Genomic DNA, 18,201 nt, shown 5'->3' with positions numbered 1-18,201 from the left:
CGCAGCCCCCGGCATTCAGACGTTCAGACCCTCGGACATCCAGACGTTCACTCCAGCGCCACGTCCAGCCGCTGAACGCCGCGCAGCACGGGGTTGGGCTTGAAGGGCGGGTGCGGGTTGGTCACGGTCAGGTGGGGGAAGCGCGTGGCGAGGGCCGCGAAGGTCTCGGCGATCTCCAGCCGGGCGAGGCTCGCGCCCAGGCAGTAGTGCGGGCCGGCCGCGAAGGCCAGATGCCGCGCCGCGTTCGGGCGCTCCCAGTCGATGCGGCCGGGGTCGGGGAACACGGCCGGGTCGCGGTTGGCCGCGCCCAGCATGAGCTGCGCGAAGGTGCCGGCCGGCAGGGTCACGTCGCCTGCGGGCACGTCCGCGCCCAGCGTCCGCCCGTCGAACTGCACCGGCGACACCACGCGCAGCAGCTCGTCCGCGACGTTCGGGTGCCGGGGGTTCGCCACCAGGGCTGTCCACGCGTCCGGCTGCCGCGACAGTTCCAGCAGGCCGCCGGGAATGAGGTTGCTGGTCGTCTCGTGCCCGGCGGTCAGGAGCAGCACCGCGTTCGACAGCAGTTCGTCGCCGCTCAGGCGCTCGCCGCCGTCCTCGGCCGCGGCCAGGGCCGAGAGGAGGCCAGGCTGCGGGGTCGCGCGCAGGTCGTCCGCGAGATCCTTGAAGAACGTGCGCATCTCGCGGGCGTCCGCGTCGATGCGGGCCATGAGTTCCGGCGACCCCTCCGCGCCCGCCAGCAGGTCGGCCACACTGCCCGACCAGCGCACGAACCGCGCCTCGTCCTCGCCGCGCAGGCCCAGCATCCCCATGATCACGCGCGCCGGCAGGGGATTGGACAGCTCCGCCACCACGTCCCCACCCCCGCGCGTCGCGAGGCCGTCCAGCAGTTCCCCCAGCAGCGAGCGCACGAGTTCCCGCTGCTCCTCCACCACCCGCGGCGTGAAGGCCGCGCTCACCAGTCCCCGCAGCCGCTGGTGGCTCAGGCCGTTGTGGAACAGCATCATCGACTGCAGCAGCCGTACCCCGTCCGACGCCCCGCCCTGCGCCTGGATGCCGTTCCCGCTGATCGCGCCCGGCGAGCGCAGCACCGCCGAACACGCCGCGTGCCCCGTCACGAACACCGCCGGCCAGTCCGGGAAGGCGGGATCCAGCGCCCCGCCCACCCCCAGCGCCCGCACGCGCTCGTACGCCGGGTACGGATCGGGCAGCGAGTCCGGATGCCACAGCGCATGCACGGCAGCCTGCGCGTCGGTCGGCGGAGCCTGGAGGGTCATGCCCCAGCGTGCCCCCCCACCTACTCCACGCTCAAGGCGCGGCGTCGAGTAGCGTGGTCACCATGCCCGGCCCCTGGCAGCGCGTCACCGACCCCACCGGCGTGAAGCTGTTCATGGACAGCGCCACGCTCACCACCCTCGAACACCTCATGCTCGCCGAACACAGCGTCGCCCAGCTCGCCCGCACCCTGGGATCTCCCCTGAACGCCGTCCACCACCGCGTCCGCCGCCTCGTCGCCGCCGGCCTTGCCCACGAGACCCGCACCGAACCGCGCCACGGCCGCCCCATCCGCCACTACCGCGCCACCTCCAGCGCGTACCTCGTCCCCTACGACGCCACCCCCCTCACCACCGTCGAAGACCTCATCGGCCTCCACGAGACCGGTTTCGCCCGCCACTTCCTCAGCGCCGTCGTCCACGCCGGACGCAGCCTCGTCGTCAACGAACGCGACATCGGCCTGCGCGTCTACCGCGACGGCGACGCGGTCAGGGTCGACATCACCCCCCGCGCCGGCGAATTCACCCTCGACGAATTCCTGCACCCCGACTCGCCCGTCCTGCTGCTCAACTGGGGCGAACTGCACCTGACCCGCCAGGACGCCAAGGCCATGCAACTCGAACTGCACGCCCTGCACGCCCGGTACGCGGGGCGGCAGGGGCCGGAGCGGTACCTGTTCCGGCTGGGGCTCACGCGGGATGTGGGGGAATGAGGGGTGTCTGCGGCGCGGCCCCACCCCCCAGCCCCCTACCCCAGAGGGGCAGGGGGAGCGGCGCTGCGCTGGGCAAAGTGCGCGGTGGGCCGCGCCGCTGGTCGATTGTGCCGGCCTGTGGACGCGGCGTATTTGCCCCTTGCGTTCATGCTGTCAGCGCCCGCGCGCTGCGCGCACGATGGCATTCGGTCAGGGGCAGGGTGGGGTGCCTCGTCTTTTTCCCTCTCCCCTTGTGGGAGAGGGAGGGAGGCGCGTAGCGCCGGAAGGGTGGGGGGGCCACCCGGCAACCGCCGCCGAATCAGGTTCCGTGACCGTTGGGATGCGGAGGAGTCGAGGACTTCCATTCGGCGCGCGTTCAACCCCCGTCCGCCGTGTCCTCCTCCAGAAAATCCGTCACGACGCGGTTGAGCACCCACCAGCCCTCGGGCGTGGCGCGCAGGCGGTCGCCGTCCAGGGTCAGGAGGCCGCGGGTCACGTTGGCGTCGATGGGGGCGGCGTAGCGGGCGCGCACGTCCACGCCGCTGCGCCGGGTCACGTCGGCGAGGTCGATGCCGTCCCGCAGGCGCAGGCCCATGAACAGCGCGTCCGTGACGAACTCGTGCCCGTCGATGGGATCGTCCTCACCTGCCGCGCCTGCCAGCCACTCGTGCAGGTGCGGGTTGGTGCGCCGGGTGGTCAGGATGCCGTCTGACCCGCTCGGCGTCTGGTCTTCGCCGGGCCGGGCGGCCGGCCCGTTGCCGCTGTCCCCGCGCGCGCGCCGTTGGACGGGGTAGTGCCCCGCGGCCCCCGGCCCCAGTCCCAGGTATGTCCGCCCGTGCCAGTACGCGAGGTTGTGCCGGGATTCCTGGCCGGGGAGGGCGTAGTTGCTGATCTCGTAGCGCGTGAAGCCGCGCGCGGTGAGGAGCTCCTCGGTGCGTTCGAAGCCGCGCCGCTCGTCGTCCTCCTCGACGGTCACGCCGCGCCGCGCGAACTCCGTGCCGGGTTCGATGGTCAGGGTGTACGCGCTCACGTGCCCCACGCCCAGTTCGGTCAGGCCGTGGATGTCGCGGTCGAGCGGCTGGCCCGGCACGGCGGTGATCAGGTCGCCGCTCACGCGGAAGCCCGTGCCCACCAGGGTGCCCACGGCGTCGCGGGCCTGCCGGGCGTCGTGCTGGCGGCCCAGGAATTTCAGGGTGGCGTCGTCGAGGCTCTGCACGCCCACGCTGGCGCGGTCAAGGCCCAGGTCACGCCACAGCGCCGCGCGTTCCGTGCTGACGGTGCCGGGGTTCACCTCCAGCGTGTTCTCCACGCGGCCCCAGCCCAAGTGACGCTGCACGCTGCCTACCAGCGCCGACAGTTCCGAGTCGCGCAGGAAGCTGGGCGTGCCGCCGCCCAGGTACACGGTGTCCAGTTCCACGTCGTAGCTGTCGGCGAGCCGCGCGGCCTCCTCGTCCAGCTTCGCCAGGTACGCCTCGACCAGCCCGGCGCGGCGTGTCAGCACGTGGAAATCGCAGTACGGGCAGATGCTCGGGCAGAACGGCACGTGCACGTACAGGTGCCGCACGGTGGGATCAGGAGTCGGGGCCGGGCTCACGGGCGGAAGTCTACGCGCCGCGCGGGCCGGGAAATGCGAGGGCGTCGCGCCGTCAGCGTCCGTGCGGCGTGCGATCCATCCACGCATCCAGCGCGGCGCGGACGCCGTCCGGCCCGCTCACGACGACCGGCACGCCCAGGGACGCGACCGCGGAGGCCGCCGCGCACTCGCCCGCGCCTGCGCCCGCGTCGTCCGCGCCCGTCCACGCGGGGTACTCGCCGCCCTCGGCGTACTCGATGCCGCCCGCGTCGTCCACCATGCGCGCCGGCACGCTTATGGCCGGGCCGGACGACAGCGCCCGCTCCGCGACGACCAGCACGCCGCGCGGGTCGGCCTCGCGCAGCGCGGCGAGGAGGGGCGTGAGGCCGTCGTGCACGACGAGCAGCACGCGGCCCTTGCCGTCCAGCGCGTCCAGCTGCGCGGCGAGGGCACCGGCGAGGTGCGGCGGGGCGGCCACCGCCCACGCATGCCCGCCGGCGCGCCCCTCGAAGTCCGCGCACGCGCTGCCGTAGACGTCCGACCATGTCCGGGTGTGCTGCATTGCGGTCAGCATACCCACCCGGCCGCGCGCCGCCCGTTCACTGCATGGCGGACACCCGCGCACGGCAGCGCCGCCCACACCGCCCCCCTGCCGGATGCGGCACACTCGGGGCACGATGGCCGACCCCGAGACGACCGCCCTGGACGCCCTGCGTGACGAGGCGCAGACCACCAGCACGCCCGACGTGCGTGCCCACCTGGGCCGCATGCAGGGCGAACACGCCGCCCTGCTCGCCACCGGCCCGTGGAAGGCCGGCGCGGAGGACACCCTCAGGAGCGCCATCGGCATGGAACGCAAGGCGCAGATGGAGATGCGCATCGGCCTGGGCGCGGACGCCGACGCCCTGCCCATCCGGACGACGAAGGCGCTGGCCGACATGACCCTGGACGACCTCCTGGCCGAGGCGCACGAGACCCGCGTCATGACCCTGCGCGTCCTCGATCTGCTGCTGGACACCGCCACACGCCGCCCCGTGCGCGCTTGGACGCTGGGCGAGGAGGTGCCGCCCGAGGTGTACATCCTGAGCCTGCGGGGCCGCCTGGAGCGGCTCGGGCAGGGGGTGGCGGGGCAGCGGCTTCAGGGCTGACCGTCAGTCCGTGAAGCGCAGCAGGTACCCGTCCGGATCCTGCACGAGCACCTGCCGCTGAGTGTGCGGGGTGTCGCCCTCCATGTACGTGGCGGTGCTCAGCGGTGCGAACAGCGGGTAGCCCTCGGCCAGCAGGCGCGCGTGCAGGGCGTCCAGATCCGGGTGCACGATCTGGAAGTTGATGCCGCGCCCGCAGGGGCGCTCCAGCGGCCCCGTCAGCCACGCCTTGTCGGGGTTCGCCTGTTCCAGCATCCACTGCACGCGGCCCAGGCTCAGGTACGCGAAACCGGGCCGCGTGTAGTGCAGCGTGAAGCCGAACACACGGGTGTACACGTCGAGGCTGTGCGTCAGGTCGCCTGCCATCAGCTCCGGCACCAGCGGAGCCCACTCGGTCACGGGCACGTGGGAGACGTTCTCGGTCATGCCTGCACGCTATCCGGCGGCACCTGCCCGGTGATCGGCGCTGTGGCCTATGCCCCGCGCCGGTGCGGTTTTGGAATCCTCACCCGTTGCCGGCCCGTGCGTCCGCCGTTGCAGCGGCTCCCGTATTTGACGCGCCACTGGGCCTTCGCCTGTCGGATGCACCGGTAGGGTGGGATTCGCATTGAGGATAGTTTGTACACGGGAACTGACACGGGTCTGTCAGGACGTCTGAACGGCGCTTTATGCTGACCGTATGCCCGATCAACCCATGCCTGATTACGAGAAGCTCGGCGCGTTCTACCTGGGAAAGGTCGTCGATCCGGCCACGAATCAGCCCACGGATGACCTGCTGCTGTACGACAGCACCGACCTGACCACGCACGCCGTGATCATCGGCATGACCGGGAGCGGCAAGACGGGACTGGGCCTGGATCTCATCGAGGAGGCGCTGATGGACGGCGTGCCCGTGCTGGCCGTCGATCCGAAGGGCGACCTGGGAAACCTCCTGCTGACCTTCCCGGAGCTCGCGCCCGGCGACTTCCGCCCGTGGGTCGATGAAGCCGAGGCCGCGCGCGCTGGCGTGTCGGCGGACGACCTCGCGGCGCAGAAGTCGGAGCTGTGGCGCAGGGGACTGGCGGACTGGGGGCAGAGCGGCGAGCGCATCCGGGCGCTGCGGGAGAAGGCGGATTTCGCGGTGTACACGCCGGGCGGCAGCGCGGGCCTGCCGGTCAGCGTTCTCAAGGGCTTCGACGCGCCGCCGCCGGAGATCATGGACGACGCCGACGCCCTGCGCGAGCGCGTGCAGGGCACCGTGACCGGCCTGCTGGGCCTGCTGGGCATCGACGCCGACCCGATGCGCTCGCGGGAACACGTGCTGCTGTCGAACCTGCTGGGCCACGCGTGGGGACAGGGGCAGTCGCTGGACATGGGCGGCCTGATCGCGGGCATCCAGGCCCCGCCGTTCGCGCAGGTGGGCGTGATGCCCGTGGATTCCTTCTACCCGCCCAAAGACCGGTTCGAGCTGGCGATGAGCCTGAACAACCTGCTGGCGTCGCCGGGCTTCCAGGCGTGGACGCAGGGCGAGCCGCTGGACGTGGGCCGCTTCCTGTTCACGCCACAGGGCAAACCGCGCGTGTCGGTCATGAGCATCGCGCACCTCGGCGACGCCGAGCGCATGTTCTTCGTGTCCATGCTCCTGAACGCCGTGCTGGCATGGATGCGCACGCAGTCCGGCACGAGCAGCCTGCGCGCCCTGCTGTACATGGACGAGATCGCCGGGTACTTCCCCCCGAACGGCAACCCGCCGAGCAAGCCGCCCATGCTGACCCTGCTGAAGCAGGCCCGCGCGTTCGGGCTGGGCATCACGCTCTCCACGCAGAACCCCGTGGATCTGGACTACAAGGGCCTGAGCAACACCGGCACGTGGATGATCGGCCGCCTCCAGACCGAGAACGACAAGGCCCGCGTGCTGGAGGCCCTGCAGGGCGCGACCAGCGGCCCGGACGCCCTGAGCCGCGACCAGCTCGACGCCCTGCTCTCGGGCCTGGGCAAGCGCGTGTTCCTGATGCACAACGTCCACGAGTCCCGCCCCGTGCTGTTCACGACAAGGTGGACGATGAGCTACCTCGCCGGGCCGATCACCGGCACGCAGATCAAGCGGCTGATGGGGGAGAGGAAGGCCTCTGCGCCCGCCGTCGGCACCGCGACCCCGGCAGTTCCCAGCGCGTCGGCGTCCGCGTCCGGCAAGCCGGTGGTTCCGCCCGGCATCACCGAGGTCTTCGTGCCCACGTCCCACCCGGACGTGCAGTACCACGCGCAACTCCTGGCGGTCACGCAGGTGCGGTATGCGTCCACCAAGTACCGTCTGGACGTGGCGGGCGTGCTGCCCCTCGTGGCCGACGTGACGGACGGCCCCATTCCCGTGAACTGGGACGAGGCGACCGAGCTGCGCGTCGACCCGAACGCGCTGGAGCGGGAGGGCGCGGCGGGCGCGACGTACTCGGACGTGCCGGCCGCGCTGCTGAACGCGAAGAACCACGCGAAGTGGGCGAAGGAGGCCGCGAAGTACGTGGCGGGCAGCAGGCCCCTCACGCTGTGGCAGGAGCCGGGCAGTGGCCTGATCAGCGCGCCCGGCGAGACCGAGGGCGACTTCCGCGCGCGGGCCAGCCTCGCCGGGCGGGAGGCCCGGGACGCCGCCGTGCAGAAGCTGCGCGCCAAGTACGCCAGCAAGGTCGCCACGCTCCAGGATCGGCTGGCGCGGGCACAGCTGAAGGTGCAGCAGCAGCAGGCGCAGGCGCAGCAGGCCCAGCTCCAGACGGCCATGAGCGTCGGCGCGGGCGTCCTGGGCGCGTTGTTCGGCGGGGGTCGCAGAACCACGGCCATCCGCAGCGGCGTGTCTGGCGTCGGCCGCAGCATGCGCGAGGGCCAGGACGTCCAGGCCGCCCAGACCGAGATGATGCAGGTCTCCCAGCAGCTCCAGGATCTGCAGAATCAGGTGCAGGCCGAGGTGGACGCCCTGACCCTGACTGCCAGCAGCGACCTCGTGAAGCTCGACGTGAAGGCCAGGAGCACCGACGTGACCGTGCCCCTGGTGGCCCTCGCGTGGCTGCCGTACACCCGCGCTGCGAACGGTATGCTCACCCCCGCGTGGGACGGGGCGGAGGGGTAAGTCACCGGTATCGCAGGGCGACCTCGGGAGGATTGATCATCTCCACGGACTGATCCGTCCACCGGTGACCGCCGGCCACGAAGAGCCCCACCAGCACGTCAGTGCCAGTAAACGCACGCCGCCTCACGTCGGCGAGGATACTGACGATGAGCGGGACGAGTCGCTCCGCATCCACGTCGAACGTGTCGTACCCGTCACGCCAGCCTTCGAGGAGCAGCGCATCGACCTCCTTGAAGGCGTCCTGGGCTATCCCATGGAATACCCAGTCGGCCGGCGACCACTGGAACGGCAGCGACGGCCAGCGGCTTTTCGTTTCAGCTGTCGGCCCAAGGTAATTCAGCGCTCCCGACGTGTACAGTCCGAATACGGCCAGCTCACGCAGATCGACCTCTCGCGCAAGGATGCCGAGACACTCCTGGAGGGCTCCTGCCAGAGCGTCCGCAAGCACTTCGTATCGAATGGGCACAGGTCAGTGTAAGCAATAAAAATGCGCCCTTTCGGGCGCTCGTAGGAAGAAAGATAGCGCGGTATGCGCCGGGTGTCAAGGTATGCACGCGGATGCCCGGCGAGACGGGGCGCGGTTCAGCCCACCGCCGCCCTGCGGCCCACGTGCACACCCCGTACCGTCTCCATCAGAGCCGTGCCGATTGCCTGCCCCAGGCCCACTGGCACGGCGTTGCCGATCTGGCGGTACTGGTCGCTCACGCTGCCGCAGAAGACCCAGTCGTCCGGGAAGCCCTGGAGCCGCGCGGCCTCGCGGACGCTGATGGGCCGGTGCAGGGTGGGGTGGCACATGTCCGTGGCCTTCTGCGCCGGGCTGGTGGTGACGGTGGGGGAGGGCCGATCCCAGCTCAGGCGGCGGTAGAAGCCGACCTTGCCGCCGCCCGACGTATACGCGCCGCCCATCGCGGCGGGAATCAGCTCAGCAGGAAGGCTGCGCCAGTTGCCGCCCTCGGGTACCACGCGCAGATACTGGAGCCGGGCTTCGGAGTAGGGCTGGAACTGCGGCTCCGGGTCGTCCAGCCCGGCCAGCGCGTCCCGCAGCGTGCGCCAGCGGGGCAGGCCACCAGCTCCGGTCTCGGAGTGCGTCGGCACCGGCAGACTCAGCGCCTCGTGGTCGCGGCTGCCCAGGATGACCACGCGCTGCCGCATCTGCGGCACGCCGTGGTCGGCGGCGTTCAGCAGGCCGTACGTGAAGCTGTACCCGATCCGTTCGAATTCGTCCAGGATGACCCGGAAGGCCGAGCCGCGCTCCTCGTCCGGAGTCAGTGGCGTGCCGTCCCGCGCCGAGATCGGGCGGTGGCGCAGCGTGGCCGACAGCAGACCGCGCACGTTCTCCATGACAAAAAAGCGGGGCTGTATGCCCTCCACCATCCGCAGGAAGTCGCGGAACAGGCTGCCACGGGGATCGTTCAGCGCCTCACGCCGCCCGGCGGTCGAGAACGGCTGGCACGGCGGCCCGCCGCTGACCAGCATGACCTCGCCGCGGTTCAGACCGGTGGCGGCCAGCAGGTCGGCCGCGTCCAGCGTGGTGATGTCGGCCGCGATGAAGGGCGGGATCGGACGGTCGGCCGTGTTCGCTGCCAGGGTGGCGCGGGCCGTCCGGTCGATCTCGACGGCCGCGAGCGTGCGGAAGCCGGCGGTCTCCAGCCCCAGATCCAGGCCACCCGCGCCGGAGAACAGAGAAATATGTGACGTCACTGCGACCAGTCTACGTGGGCACGGGCAACAGCCCCAGCAGCGTCAGGTCGTCCAGTGCGAGCAGGTAACTGCCCTTCGCGTTGCCCTGCGTGTCGTTCACGCGCCGCTGGTAGGCATGCTGTACAGCGTCCCGGTCGACGATGGCGCGGATCCCGGGCACATCTGCCCACCACACGCCATGCAGGGGCGGCACGCGGTAGGTCTGGCCCCGGATGGTCATCTGCGTCTGTGTCCAGCACACGTGAAACACCACGCGGGCCTGCGGGTAGCGCTCCTCGTAGCGTTTCAGATCCTTCAGATTGAAGGTCACGGTGCGCCCCGGATCCTTCCCGTACCGCCGGGCCGAGAAGAACGGCGTGTTCTGCGTCTTCAGGTCGGTCAGGACATGCACGCCAGGGCTGGTCTCCCACAGCAGGTCGATGGCGTACTTGTCACGTGCCTTTGCCGGATTCACGCACATGCTCACGCCCAGGTGGGGCGCGGTGTCGGTCACGAACGCGGCCTCCTGCTCGCAGCCCAGCGCGAACCAGTGCGCCCGGTCTTCGGTATCGTGCATGACCAGAGTGTGGCAGATGCACATTGATGGTGGGCCGCAGGTCAGCTGCGCTCAGGGGTGCAGCGGTGCCCCGGTCAGCGTGGGCAGCAGCGTCACCACACCTGCGATCGTCACCACCGACAGCAGCGTGCTCAGCGTGGCGACCCCGGCGACCGTCTCGACGTCCGCGTCGTATTCGCGGGCGATCAGCAGGGCATTCACTGCCGTGGGCATGCTGGCCGACAGCACCAGCACGGCCAGATTCTGTGCGTCCAGCCCCAGCACCCGGCCCACGCCCAGCGCGATCACGGGGCCGCCGATCAGCCGCGCTCCGCTGGCGAGCCACAGCCTCGCATTCACGCGGGGGCGACCGGCCGCCCCCAGATGCAGCCCCAGCGCGAGCAGCACCATGGGCAGCGTGGCCTGGGCCAGCAGCGACACGCCCCGCGTCAGACCCTCGGGCAGCGGCACGTGCAGCAGCCGCAGCGCCACGCCCAGCACGGTCGCCCAGATGGCGGGCAGGCGCAGGATGTCTTTCACGGCGTCCAGCGCACTCATGCCGCCCCGGCCCAGGCTGTAGACCGCCGGCCCGACCGCGTACATCCCTACAAACGACGCCAGGAACAGCACCGTGGCCCGCTCGAAGCCCGCCTGTCCGAACGCGAACAGCGCGATGGGCAGCCCCATGTTCCCGCTGTTCCAGATGCCCACACTGGCGCTGTAGCTGCGCTGCGTCAGCCCCGGCCGTCCCAGGCCGCACAGCCAGCCCAGCCCCAGGCACGCCAGCAGCGTGACCGCGTAGGCCACGCCCAGGTGCAGCGCTTCGCCCACCTGTACGGGTGTTTTCAGCAGTACGTCCAGCACCAGCGCCGGCGACAGCAGGTACAGCGTGATCCGCGAGATCGTGCCCTGATCGATGGGAAACCGCGACGAGAGCAGCGCCCCCAGACCGGCCACCAGGATGACGGGGAACAACACGCTGCTGAGGGCCTGGAACATCTGGGGGCATGAAAGCATGGGAGAACGCCGCGCAGGTCGGCGTGTCTGTCCAGCGGGGACGAAAGAACCATCTTGAGAGCGGTTCAGGACGAAGCACCCCACCCTGCCCTGACCGAATGCCACCTTCCGTGGCCCCATCCGCTCAGGGGCGGCCCTTCGCTCCTCTGATTCCATGAACGTAGGCTGACCCGCTCACACTGTCCCCTGCGGGGAGAGGGGGTTGGGGAGCCCGCCGTAGGCGCCCACCTTCCGGTATCTCTTTGAATCTGCCCTTCACCCCGCCAGCAGCCGCAACCGCGTGGGGCATCCGTGCCCGACCAGCTCCCCCCAGTCCCGCCGCACTGCCTCCGCATCGGCCCGGCGCTCCAGCAGGTATTCCTGCACGCGGGCCATGCTCAGCAGCCCGTCCGGCACGCCGTGCAGCAGCAGGGCGATGTCGGCGTCCGTCCACGTGGGCCAGAAGCGGCGCAGCATCCCGCCGACCTGGGCACGGGTGGCGTTGCCGATCAATACATGCCGGTCGGCGCGGCCGGGGCGGATCAGCGCGGCGTCCAGGCCCGCCAGATCGTTGGTGGTCATGAAGGCCACGCGGCCTTCGCCAGCTGCGACGCCGTCCAGCGCGTTCAGCAGGCCGTTGAAGGAGAGCTTCACGGTGGGGGCACGGGGTTCGCGGCCCACGAACACGGCGTCGATGTCCTCCAGCAGCAGCAGGGCGCGGCGGGGCAGGTTGGTCAGCAGGCTGGTCAGGCGGTCGTCGCTCAGATCCGGCGTGGCAAGGTTCAGCACGCACACGTTCAGGCCGAAGGCGCCGGCCAGCGCGGCGACCAGACTGCTCTTGCCGTTGCCGGGCGGGCCGTGCAGCAGGTAGCCGCGCCGGTACGGGATGCCCATGCCCGCGTACCATTCCCGGTCGGCGAAGAACGCGCTCAGGTCGGCGTGCAGGCCGCCCACGAGGTCGCCGTCGTAGATCAGGGTGTCCAGGGAGCGGGCCGCGCGGCGCTCGGCGAGCGTCCAGCCCTGGTACTCGGGAACGTGGATCTCCACGCGGCCGTCGGCCTTCCCGGCGGTGAACTCGTACGCGCCGCGCAGCACCTGCGGGATCACATGGCGCGAGCTGCTCAGCATCTGCAACGTCAGGCTGTGGGTGAAGCCGCCCAGCAGCCGCTCGTTCTGCCCCTGCCGCTGCGTGCGCAGGGGACGCGCCAGGATCCAGTGGCCCTGCACGCGCACCAGCACCTGCCCGCTCAGCGGCACCAGCCGGACGTTGACCTCGTCGCCGTCGCGGTCGATGCCCAGGGTCAGGTTCTGGCCGCCCATCTGTTCGTTGAAGCGCGTGACCACCCCCAGGTGCCGCAGGCGGTGCCCGACCGGCTGCGCGGCGAGCCACGCGGCCAGCCACGGAAACGCGGCGTCGTCGCCCTGTACGTCCAGCGTGATGGTGTATCGGCCCAGCAGCCAGTGCCAGAGCTGGCCCGGCAGGCTGCGGGCGAACACCGCCAGCGCGCTCAGCGCGGCGATCATCACGCCGCCCTGCGCGAACTGGTTGGTCGCCAGGGTCTGCGTGACGGCCGCGTGCAGGTCTCGCCACAGGGTGTGGATGTCGGGGATGTCCATGGGTGGTCGTCCGGTCGTCGTGGGGCGGCGGCCTCCCCGGATCGCCGGGAGGCACAGAGCGTGGCCGCGCAGGGGCAAGGGAAGCCGGCCAGCAGGCAGGCGGGAACATCCTCAGCGTAAGCAGAAACGAAAGAGCCCGCCTGCGCCGGATGGCAGAGGCGGGCCTACGTGCCCTGGCGGGGCTGGGGGTCATCCGGACTCCGACCACATCCCGTTGAAAACGGGATTCAATCCGACCGGGCTCGCAGAGCTGCGCAGCAGGGGGAAAAGGAAATCGGACGGAATCCGTATCAGCCGGTCACGCCGCCCACGTGCAGGGGCAGGGTGGGAGCCAGCCACACGCGGCCCGTGCCCCGGAAGGCCTGCACGAAGCCCTCGCCAGTCTTGCCGCTGCCCAGCAGGCCACGGGCGCTGCGCTCGACGGTGAAGGTCAGGCCGTCCGTGTACGCCACGACCAGATTGCCGTCGACCTTCAGGGAGTCATTCTGGAGTTCCAGGATCTGGAATTCCTCGGGCGGCACGGGGCTCTGCAGGGCAAAGATGCCGCTGCCGGTCAGCTTGGGCTGTACGCGGCCCTCGCCGCTGCCGACCATCTGTGCGAAGCCCTGGTTCACGTGGCGGCTCACGGCGATGTCTCCCGTGCAGGCGACGAACGCGCCGTCGTCCACGATCACGGACTCGCCGCGCAGTTCGCCCAGCAGCAGGTGCAGGCGGGTCGGTTCGGTGTAGATCACGCCGGATCCCCGGAACGCCGTCTTGTACATGCCCTCGCCGGTCGCGGCGGCAGTGACCGCGCCGCGCAGGAAGCCGCCCAGGCCGCCCCCGCCACCGGCGGCAGACACGGCCTGCATCTCCAGATCGCCCCGCAGGTACTGCAGTGCACCGGACTCCAGCGTGGCAGTGCCGCCGTTCACGTGCACCGCGAGCTGCCGCCAGCGGGCCGGCCGGGCAAGCATCTGCGGGAAGCCCTGCAGCGGCCCCTCCATGGGCGCGGCACTGTACTCCAGCACATCCAGCCGGGCGCTGCCGGCGCTGAGGGTACGTTCGGTGGTGGCTGTCCAGGTGAATTCCATGCCCCGGTGTACGGCACCGGTCGCCTCCCGGTTCCCACACTTGACCGCGCCCGCCGCGGCGTCTATAGTCCTGTGGCTGGATAGCGAGGCGTAGCGCAGCCTGGTAGCGCACTACCTTGGGGTGGTAGGGGTCGCAAGTTCAAATCTTGTCGCCTCGACCAGCACACTCCCTCTGAGAAGAGGGGGTTTTTTGTTGTCCTGCCGCGCCGCCGACCACAGATGTCAGCAGGGGCAGGCACCGCTGGCGACCCAATGGGGCCGGATCATCGAGGCCGTCGCCGGACGTCTGGAAGTGGGCTGCGGTGCCCGCCCGCTGCCACGACAACACCCCCAGGGCGGGGGTGGAGGGAGCAGTATTGGTTGCACGGCTCGCCAGGCTCTTCCGGGAACAGCCATTGAACAGGTGCAACGCGGTGAGTGTGCAGCGGCATCATGGCCGGTTCTGTAGGGACGGGATCAATGTGAGCGGCCCGTCAGGCCCGGTCTAAGGTGGCCTGAGGGTCAGGTGATGGCTCCCCGGCACGCGTACTCCCCACCGGCGCCAGTTCCCCACCGCGCAACCGACGGCCGGCACGCGGAGGGCCTGGCGAGCCGTGGCCACATCGGTATCCGGCCAGGTCGGCGGGGACGCGGTATGTGGCCTGCTACGCCCCGACCAGGGGGTAGGCAGGCCGGGCAGGCAGCCGGGGCCGTTCCGGTGGTGCCAGGAGCTGCACGGCATCGAGCAGCGCACGTGAGGACGCCAAGCGGGGATCGGCATGTTCGCCGGTCGCCAGCAGCACCCCGTGTCGCCAGATCTGGACGATGTGCACCTTGCGGCCGTCCGGGGGCCGCTGCTCCGTGCGTCGCCGCTCGCACCCCTGACCTGCCAGATACCGCCACACCGCGTCCGCTGCCGGGAAATCGTCCATGCCTCCCACCGTACGCCGGACTGCCGGCACTCCCCGAATAGCTGGCCTTGAGCACAGATTGATCCCCCATTCGTCCAGCGGGGGGACGCCTCCCCCCGACGGCCACGACGACTGGCGTCGTCCGGGTGTGCCGGTCTCTACACTGCACGGGTGCCTGCTGCCCTCATGATCCGTCCGGTGTGTCCCCGGGACTGGGCAGACGTGGCCCGCGTCGCGTATCTCACGGGGTTCTTCGGACAGTCCGCGCGGGTCTATTTCCCGGATCAGGCGCTGTTCGGTGCCCTGTGGATCGGGCCATATGTCCAGGGAACCGGGGCCGGCAGCTTCGTGGCCGAGCGTGCGGGCGAGGTCGTCGGGTATGTGCTGGGAGCGCCGGAGCATGACCGCTACCGGCAGGCCCTGAGCCGGGTGGTCGCGCGGCAGGTGATCCGACGGAGGCCCACCAGCGCGACGCTGCGGAGCCTGCGTTACCTGTGGCGCGCGGCGCTCTACCCCTCCCCCCACGCCGACTGGCGGGCGTTCCCGGCGCATCTGCATCTGAACCTGCTGCCGGCCGCCCGTGGTGCGGGCGCGGGCCGGCGGCTGCTGGAGGCTCACCTGAGTGTGCTCGGCGGTCTGGGCGTGCCGGGCGTGCAGCTCTCCACCACCACCGAGAACGTCGCGGCCCTGGGGCTGTACCGACGGCTGGGGTTCGAGGTGCTGGAGACAAGGATCACGCCGCTGTGGACGCCATGGCTCGGCCACCCGGCCACGCACGTCCTCATGGGGCTGCGGGCTCCGGGGCGGGATCGGGATCCGGTGCGTCGGGACTGAGCAGCTCGTTGCGCCGCACGAAGGCCTCCATGAACCGCCCCAGGACGCGGGTCTGCGTCCGGTACACGGCCACGGCGTCCCGCTTGCGGGCGACCTCGGCGGGGGTCAGGTCGGCGCGTTCCCACGCCAGCGTCCGGCCACGCGGCGGAATGGTCAGCGGCAGCGTCTCGTGCCGGCCCTTGGGCACCGGCCATTCGATGCCCCCATGCACGATCCAGAACCGCAGACGATCCTCCTGACGGCGCTGGGCCATCAGCCGGATGCTCAGGAGGGCCAGGGTGTGGTGATCGGTGTGGAAGTCCTGCGGTGCAGGGGCCAGCACCACGTCTGGCCTCACGGTGTCGAGCACCCGGTTCAGGTCGGCGTCCAGCGCCTGCCCGGTGTACGGCGCGCCGGGGGTCAGGGCGCCGGCGACATACACCGCCGACGCGTCCGTGCGGGGCGCCGTATACGGCCGGACGACATTGCTGGTGGTCAGGCGCGCGAGGCCCCGATCGGGGTAGCCCAGCACGACGGTGTGGTCGCGGGGCACGCCGAGCACCTGGGCCGCCGCCCTCGCTTCCAGCACGCGCGTGGCCCCGAGGTCTCGCATGTTCTGGGCGCGGGGCCGCAGCACCCGTTCGGTCAGCGCCGCGTCGAACTCGAAGCCGTCCCCGGCGGTCACCCAGGTGATCCACACCTCCGCGCCGGCAGCGCGGGCCTGCTGGATCATGCCGGCGCAGCACAGCGTCTCGTCGTCCGGGTGGGGCGACAGCACCAGGACGCGCTGCCCGGCGTGAAACCCGTCCAGGGCCGGCAGGGCCCGAACCCGGTCTGCACTGCCGTCGAACGGACGGATCGGGAGCGGCACATTGATCCACGCGGCCAGCCCCGCCCCGGCAATCAGCAGCGCGGGCCACCACGGCCGGCGGCCCAGCTTCGGGCGCCGGCGCGTCACCGGAACCGGCCCGGCGGGGCGCCGGCCGCGGTCATGCCAGACCTAGGCGTGTTCGGTCACCGTGCCGGCCGCGTCGATGGGCAGATCGAGCACGCGTCCGGTCAGGCCGTTTCTCGTCATGACACCGTGCAGGTAGGTGTGCAGGCGACCGGTGTCCTCGCGCGTGTCGTGGAAGCACAGCACGGTGGGACCGGCGCCGCTCAGGGCTGCCCCCAGCGCTCCATGCCGGTGGGCGTCGTCCAGGATGTCGCTCAGGCCTGGCACCAGCGGTGCGCGCCACACCTGATGGATGTAGTCCTGCATGGCGTGCCGCAGCAGATCCAGCCGGCCCACACTCAGGGCGGCGGCCAGCAGCGCCGCGTGCGACAGGGCGTGGACGGCGTCGGCGCGGCTGTACTCGCGGGGCAGCACGGCGCGGGCCTTGCTGGTGCTCAGCTCGAAGTCCGGCACCAGGACGGTCACGCCCAGGTGCGCAGGGGGATCGAGCCGGATGTAGTGGGTGCCCAGCTTGTCCAGCGTGGCGACCACGATGCCCCCGAACAGCGCCGGCGCCACGTTGTCGGGATGGCCCTCCTCGCGCGCGGCGACATCCAGCACCGCCTCGCCGTCCAGCGGGCGGCCCAGCAGCTCGTTGCCGGCGACGATCCCGGCCACCAGGGCGGCGGCGCTGGAACCCAGCCCACGCGCCAGCGGCACCTCGGTCTCGATCTCCACCCGCGCGGGCGGCAGGGGTCGCCCGGCGCGTTTGGCGGCCAGCAGCATCGCCCGGTACACGTAGTTGCTCTCGTCGGCGGGCGTACCGTCCAGCGCCTCGCCCAGCGGGACGACCTCCGTGCTGTCCTGGCGCGTCACGCGCACGGTCGTGTACAGCGGCACGCTCAGGCCCAGCGAGTCGAAGCCCGGCCCGAGGTTGGCGCTGCTCGCCGGCGCCCGGACGGTGAAGGTCACAGGTCACTCCACAGCCGGGCGACGCCGGATCGCCCGGATGCCGTGTTATGGAAAGAACGCCGCCCACGTGGGCGGACAGACGCTCGGGGCGCGATGCTGGTGCCAGGCATGCAGACTCCTTGATGCCCCCGGAGGGACGCTGCCGGTCATGGTACGCGACCGGGCAGGGCGATCTGGGCGACGACCTCAAGACAACCTGCCGTCCGGCCACAGGGTGCTCCCGGAACCGCCCATCTCCGTCAGGAATGAGAACCGAACGGCACAGTTCCAGGCCTGAGGTTCAGGTCGGGTTGACGGGACATCCATCCCGCCTTCTGTCCATCTTGAGAATGTGGGGCGTTCTACATTAGACGTCTGGACGCAGTTTCATGCTGCCCACACAACGAGTCTGTTCGTTGACCCCATGTACGTCCAGGAGGAACACACATGAGTTGGATCATCCTTATTTTGGTCGGTGCGCTGTGCGGTTGGCTGGCGAGCCTCATCATGAAGACCGACGCCCAGCAGGGTGCGGTCGCCAATATCCTGATCGGTATCGTCGGTGCAGTCCTTGCGCAGTTCATCTTCGCCAACCTGCTGGGTATCGGCGGCGCGGCGGCGGCCGGCAACGGCTTCAGCTTCTGGAGCATCATCTGGGGCGTGGTCGGCAGTGTCGTCCTGATCGCCATCCTCAAGGCGCTGCGCGTTCTGCGCTGAGCGACCGTCTCCGGCAGCCGGGTGTCCTCAGGGGCATCCGGCTGTTCTGTGTCTGGGCTGCCATGCCGCCCTACCACCAGCCACGACGGTGTGCTACAGTCGGAAGGCTTGTCTGATCCCGTCCGGCGAGTGGCCGTCCAGAATGGACGCTCCGCTTCTCCCGGCCAGAACCACAGGATCCAGACTGAAGAAGGAGTAA

18 protein-coding genes and 1 tRNA gene are annotated in these 18,201 nt (G+C 70.8%); 6 read left to right on the top strand and 13 right to left on the bottom strand.

Going from position 1 to position 18,201, the window contains the following annotated elements:
• Positions 1-47 precede the first annotated feature (47 nt).
• Complete coding sequence (locus U2P90_RS00395) at positions 48-1,274, bottom strand: cytochrome P450 (RefSeq protein ID WP_322473303.1); 1,227 nt, start codon at positions 1,272-1,274, stop codon at positions 48-50.
• Between the two features lie 62 nt (positions 1,275-1,336).
• Here U2P90_RS00395 and U2P90_RS00390 point away from each other — a divergent pair, with 62 nt between their 5' ends.
• Positions 1,337-1,984: a hypothetical protein gene (locus U2P90_RS00390; protein WP_322473302.1), complete on the top strand. Its 648-nt coding sequence runs from the start codon at positions 1,337-1,339 to the stop codon at positions 1,982-1,984.
• Between the two features lie 355 nt (positions 1,985-2,339).
• Here U2P90_RS00390 and hemW read toward each other — a convergent pair whose 3' ends face one another.
• Positions 2,340-3,557 carry a radical SAM family heme chaperone HemW gene (gene hemW / locus U2P90_RS00385; RefSeq protein ID WP_322473301.1) on the bottom strand — a complete coding sequence of 406 codons (1,218 nt, stop codon included), beginning with the start codon at positions 3,555-3,557 and terminating at the stop codon, positions 2,340-2,342.
• A 52-nt stretch (positions 3,558-3,609) separates the two neighbouring features.
• On the bottom strand, positions 3,610-4,098 hold the full coding sequence (locus U2P90_RS00380; protein WP_322473300.1) for a hypothetical protein: 489 nt from the start codon (positions 4,096-4,098) through the stop codon (positions 3,610-3,612).
• A 115-nt stretch (positions 4,099-4,213) separates the two neighbouring features.
• On the opposite strand from U2P90_RS00380, the gene U2P90_RS00375 reads away from it, so the two are divergent.
• Positions 4,214-4,684, top strand: a complete 471-nt coding sequence (locus U2P90_RS00375) for a hypothetical protein (protein ID WP_322473299.1) — start codon at positions 4,214-4,216, stop codon at positions 4,682-4,684.
• A 3-nt stretch (positions 4,685-4,687) separates the two neighbouring features.
• Here U2P90_RS00375 and U2P90_RS00370 read toward each other — a convergent pair whose 3' ends face one another.
• Complete coding sequence (locus U2P90_RS00370; RefSeq protein ID WP_322473298.1) at positions 4,688-5,107, bottom strand: bleomycin resistance protein; 420 nt, start codon at positions 5,105-5,107, stop codon at positions 4,688-4,690.
• Positions 5,108-5,360: 253 nt separating this feature from the next.
• Between U2P90_RS00370 and U2P90_RS00365 the strand changes: the two genes are divergently transcribed.
• Positions 5,361-7,775 (top strand): ATP-binding protein, encoded by a 2,415-nt coding sequence (locus U2P90_RS00365; protein WP_322473297.1) that lies wholly within the window; start codon positions 5,361-5,363, stop codon positions 7,773-7,775.
• Position 7,776: 1 nt separating this feature from the next.
• Here the strand turns inward: U2P90_RS00365 and U2P90_RS00360 are convergent, their stop codons facing one another.
• The 6 genes from U2P90_RS00360 to U2P90_RS00335 all read right to left on the bottom strand — a co-directional run bounded on the left by U2P90_RS00360 (position 7,777) and on the right by U2P90_RS00335 (position 13,697).
• On the bottom strand, positions 7,777-8,241 hold the full coding sequence (locus U2P90_RS00360) for a hypothetical protein (RefSeq protein ID WP_322473296.1): 465 nt from the start codon (positions 8,239-8,241) through the stop codon (positions 7,777-7,779).
• A gap of 116 nt (positions 8,242-8,357) precedes the next feature.
• Positions 8,358-9,476 carry a DNA cytosine methyltransferase gene (locus U2P90_RS00355; RefSeq protein WP_322473295.1) on the bottom strand — a complete coding sequence of 373 codons (1,119 nt, stop codon included), beginning with the start codon at positions 9,474-9,476 and terminating at the stop codon, positions 8,358-8,360.
• A 10-nt stretch (positions 9,477-9,486) separates the two neighbouring features.
• Positions 9,487-10,032: a hypothetical protein gene (locus U2P90_RS00350; protein ID WP_295820273.1), complete on the bottom strand. Its 546-nt coding sequence runs from the start codon at positions 10,030-10,032 to the stop codon at positions 9,487-9,489.
• A gap of 51 nt (positions 10,033-10,083) precedes the next feature.
• Positions 10,084-11,010: an AEC family transporter gene (locus U2P90_RS00345; RefSeq protein WP_322473294.1), complete on the bottom strand. Its 927-nt coding sequence runs from the start codon at positions 11,008-11,010 to the stop codon at positions 10,084-10,086.
• Positions 11,011-11,283: 273 nt separating this feature from the next.
• Positions 11,284-12,624, bottom strand: coding sequence for a BCS1 and AAA domain-containing protein (locus U2P90_RS00340; protein ID WP_322473293.1), 1,341 nt, complete (start codon positions 12,622-12,624; stop codon positions 11,284-11,286).
• Between the two features lie 290 nt (positions 12,625-12,914).
• Positions 12,915-13,697 carry an AIM24 family protein gene (locus tag U2P90_RS00335; protein WP_295820266.1) on the bottom strand — a complete coding sequence of 261 codons (783 nt, stop codon included), beginning with the start codon at positions 13,695-13,697 and terminating at the stop codon, positions 12,915-12,917.
• Positions 13,698-13,781: 84 nt separating this feature from the next.
• Here U2P90_RS00335 and U2P90_RS00330 point away from each other — a divergent pair.
• Positions 13,782-13,858, top strand: a tRNA-Pro gene (locus tag U2P90_RS00330).
• Positions 13,859-14,341: 483 nt separating this feature from the next.
• Here U2P90_RS00330 and U2P90_RS00325 read toward each other — a convergent pair.
• A complete protein-coding gene (locus U2P90_RS00325; RefSeq protein ID WP_295820263.1) occupies positions 14,342-14,608 on the bottom strand; it encodes a hypothetical protein in 267 nt (88 codons plus the stop codon).
• A gap of 150 nt (positions 14,609-14,758) precedes the next feature.
• Here U2P90_RS00325 and U2P90_RS00320 point away from each other — a divergent pair, with 150 nt between their 5' ends.
• Complete coding sequence (locus U2P90_RS00320; RefSeq protein WP_322473292.1) at positions 14,759-15,421, top strand: GNAT family N-acetyltransferase; 663 nt, start codon at positions 14,759-14,761, stop codon at positions 15,419-15,421.
• Here U2P90_RS00320 and U2P90_RS00315 read toward each other — a convergent pair.
• Positions 15,369-16,358 carry a PIG-L deacetylase family protein gene (locus U2P90_RS00315; protein WP_322473291.1) on the bottom strand — a complete coding sequence of 330 codons (990 nt, stop codon included), beginning with the start codon at positions 16,356-16,358 and terminating at the stop codon, positions 15,369-15,371. The genes U2P90_RS00320 and U2P90_RS00315 overlap by 53 nt on opposite strands.
• Positions 16,359-16,400: 42 nt before the next feature.
• Positions 16,401-17,306 carry a homoserine kinase gene (gene thrB, locus U2P90_RS00310; protein WP_295820257.1) on the bottom strand — a complete coding sequence of 302 codons (906 nt, stop codon included), beginning with the start codon at positions 17,304-17,306 and terminating at the stop codon, positions 16,401-16,403.
• A 426-nt stretch (positions 17,307-17,732) separates the two neighbouring features.
• Here thrB and U2P90_RS00305 point away from each other — a divergent pair, with 426 nt between their 5' ends.
• Positions 17,733-18,002 carry a GlsB/YeaQ/YmgE family stress response membrane protein gene (locus U2P90_RS00305; protein WP_295820254.1) on the top strand — a complete coding sequence of 90 codons (270 nt, stop codon included), beginning with the start codon at positions 17,733-17,735 and terminating at the stop codon, positions 18,000-18,002.
• The last annotated feature ends 199 nt before the right edge of the window (positions 18,003-18,201 follow it).

This window comes from Deinococcus sp. AB2017081 (assembly GCF_034440735.1).
Classification (GTDB): Bacteria; Deinococcota; Deinococci; order Deinococcales; family Deinococcaceae; genus Deinococcus; species Deinococcus rufus.
This window is presented reverse-complemented; position numbering and strand designations above follow the sequence as displayed.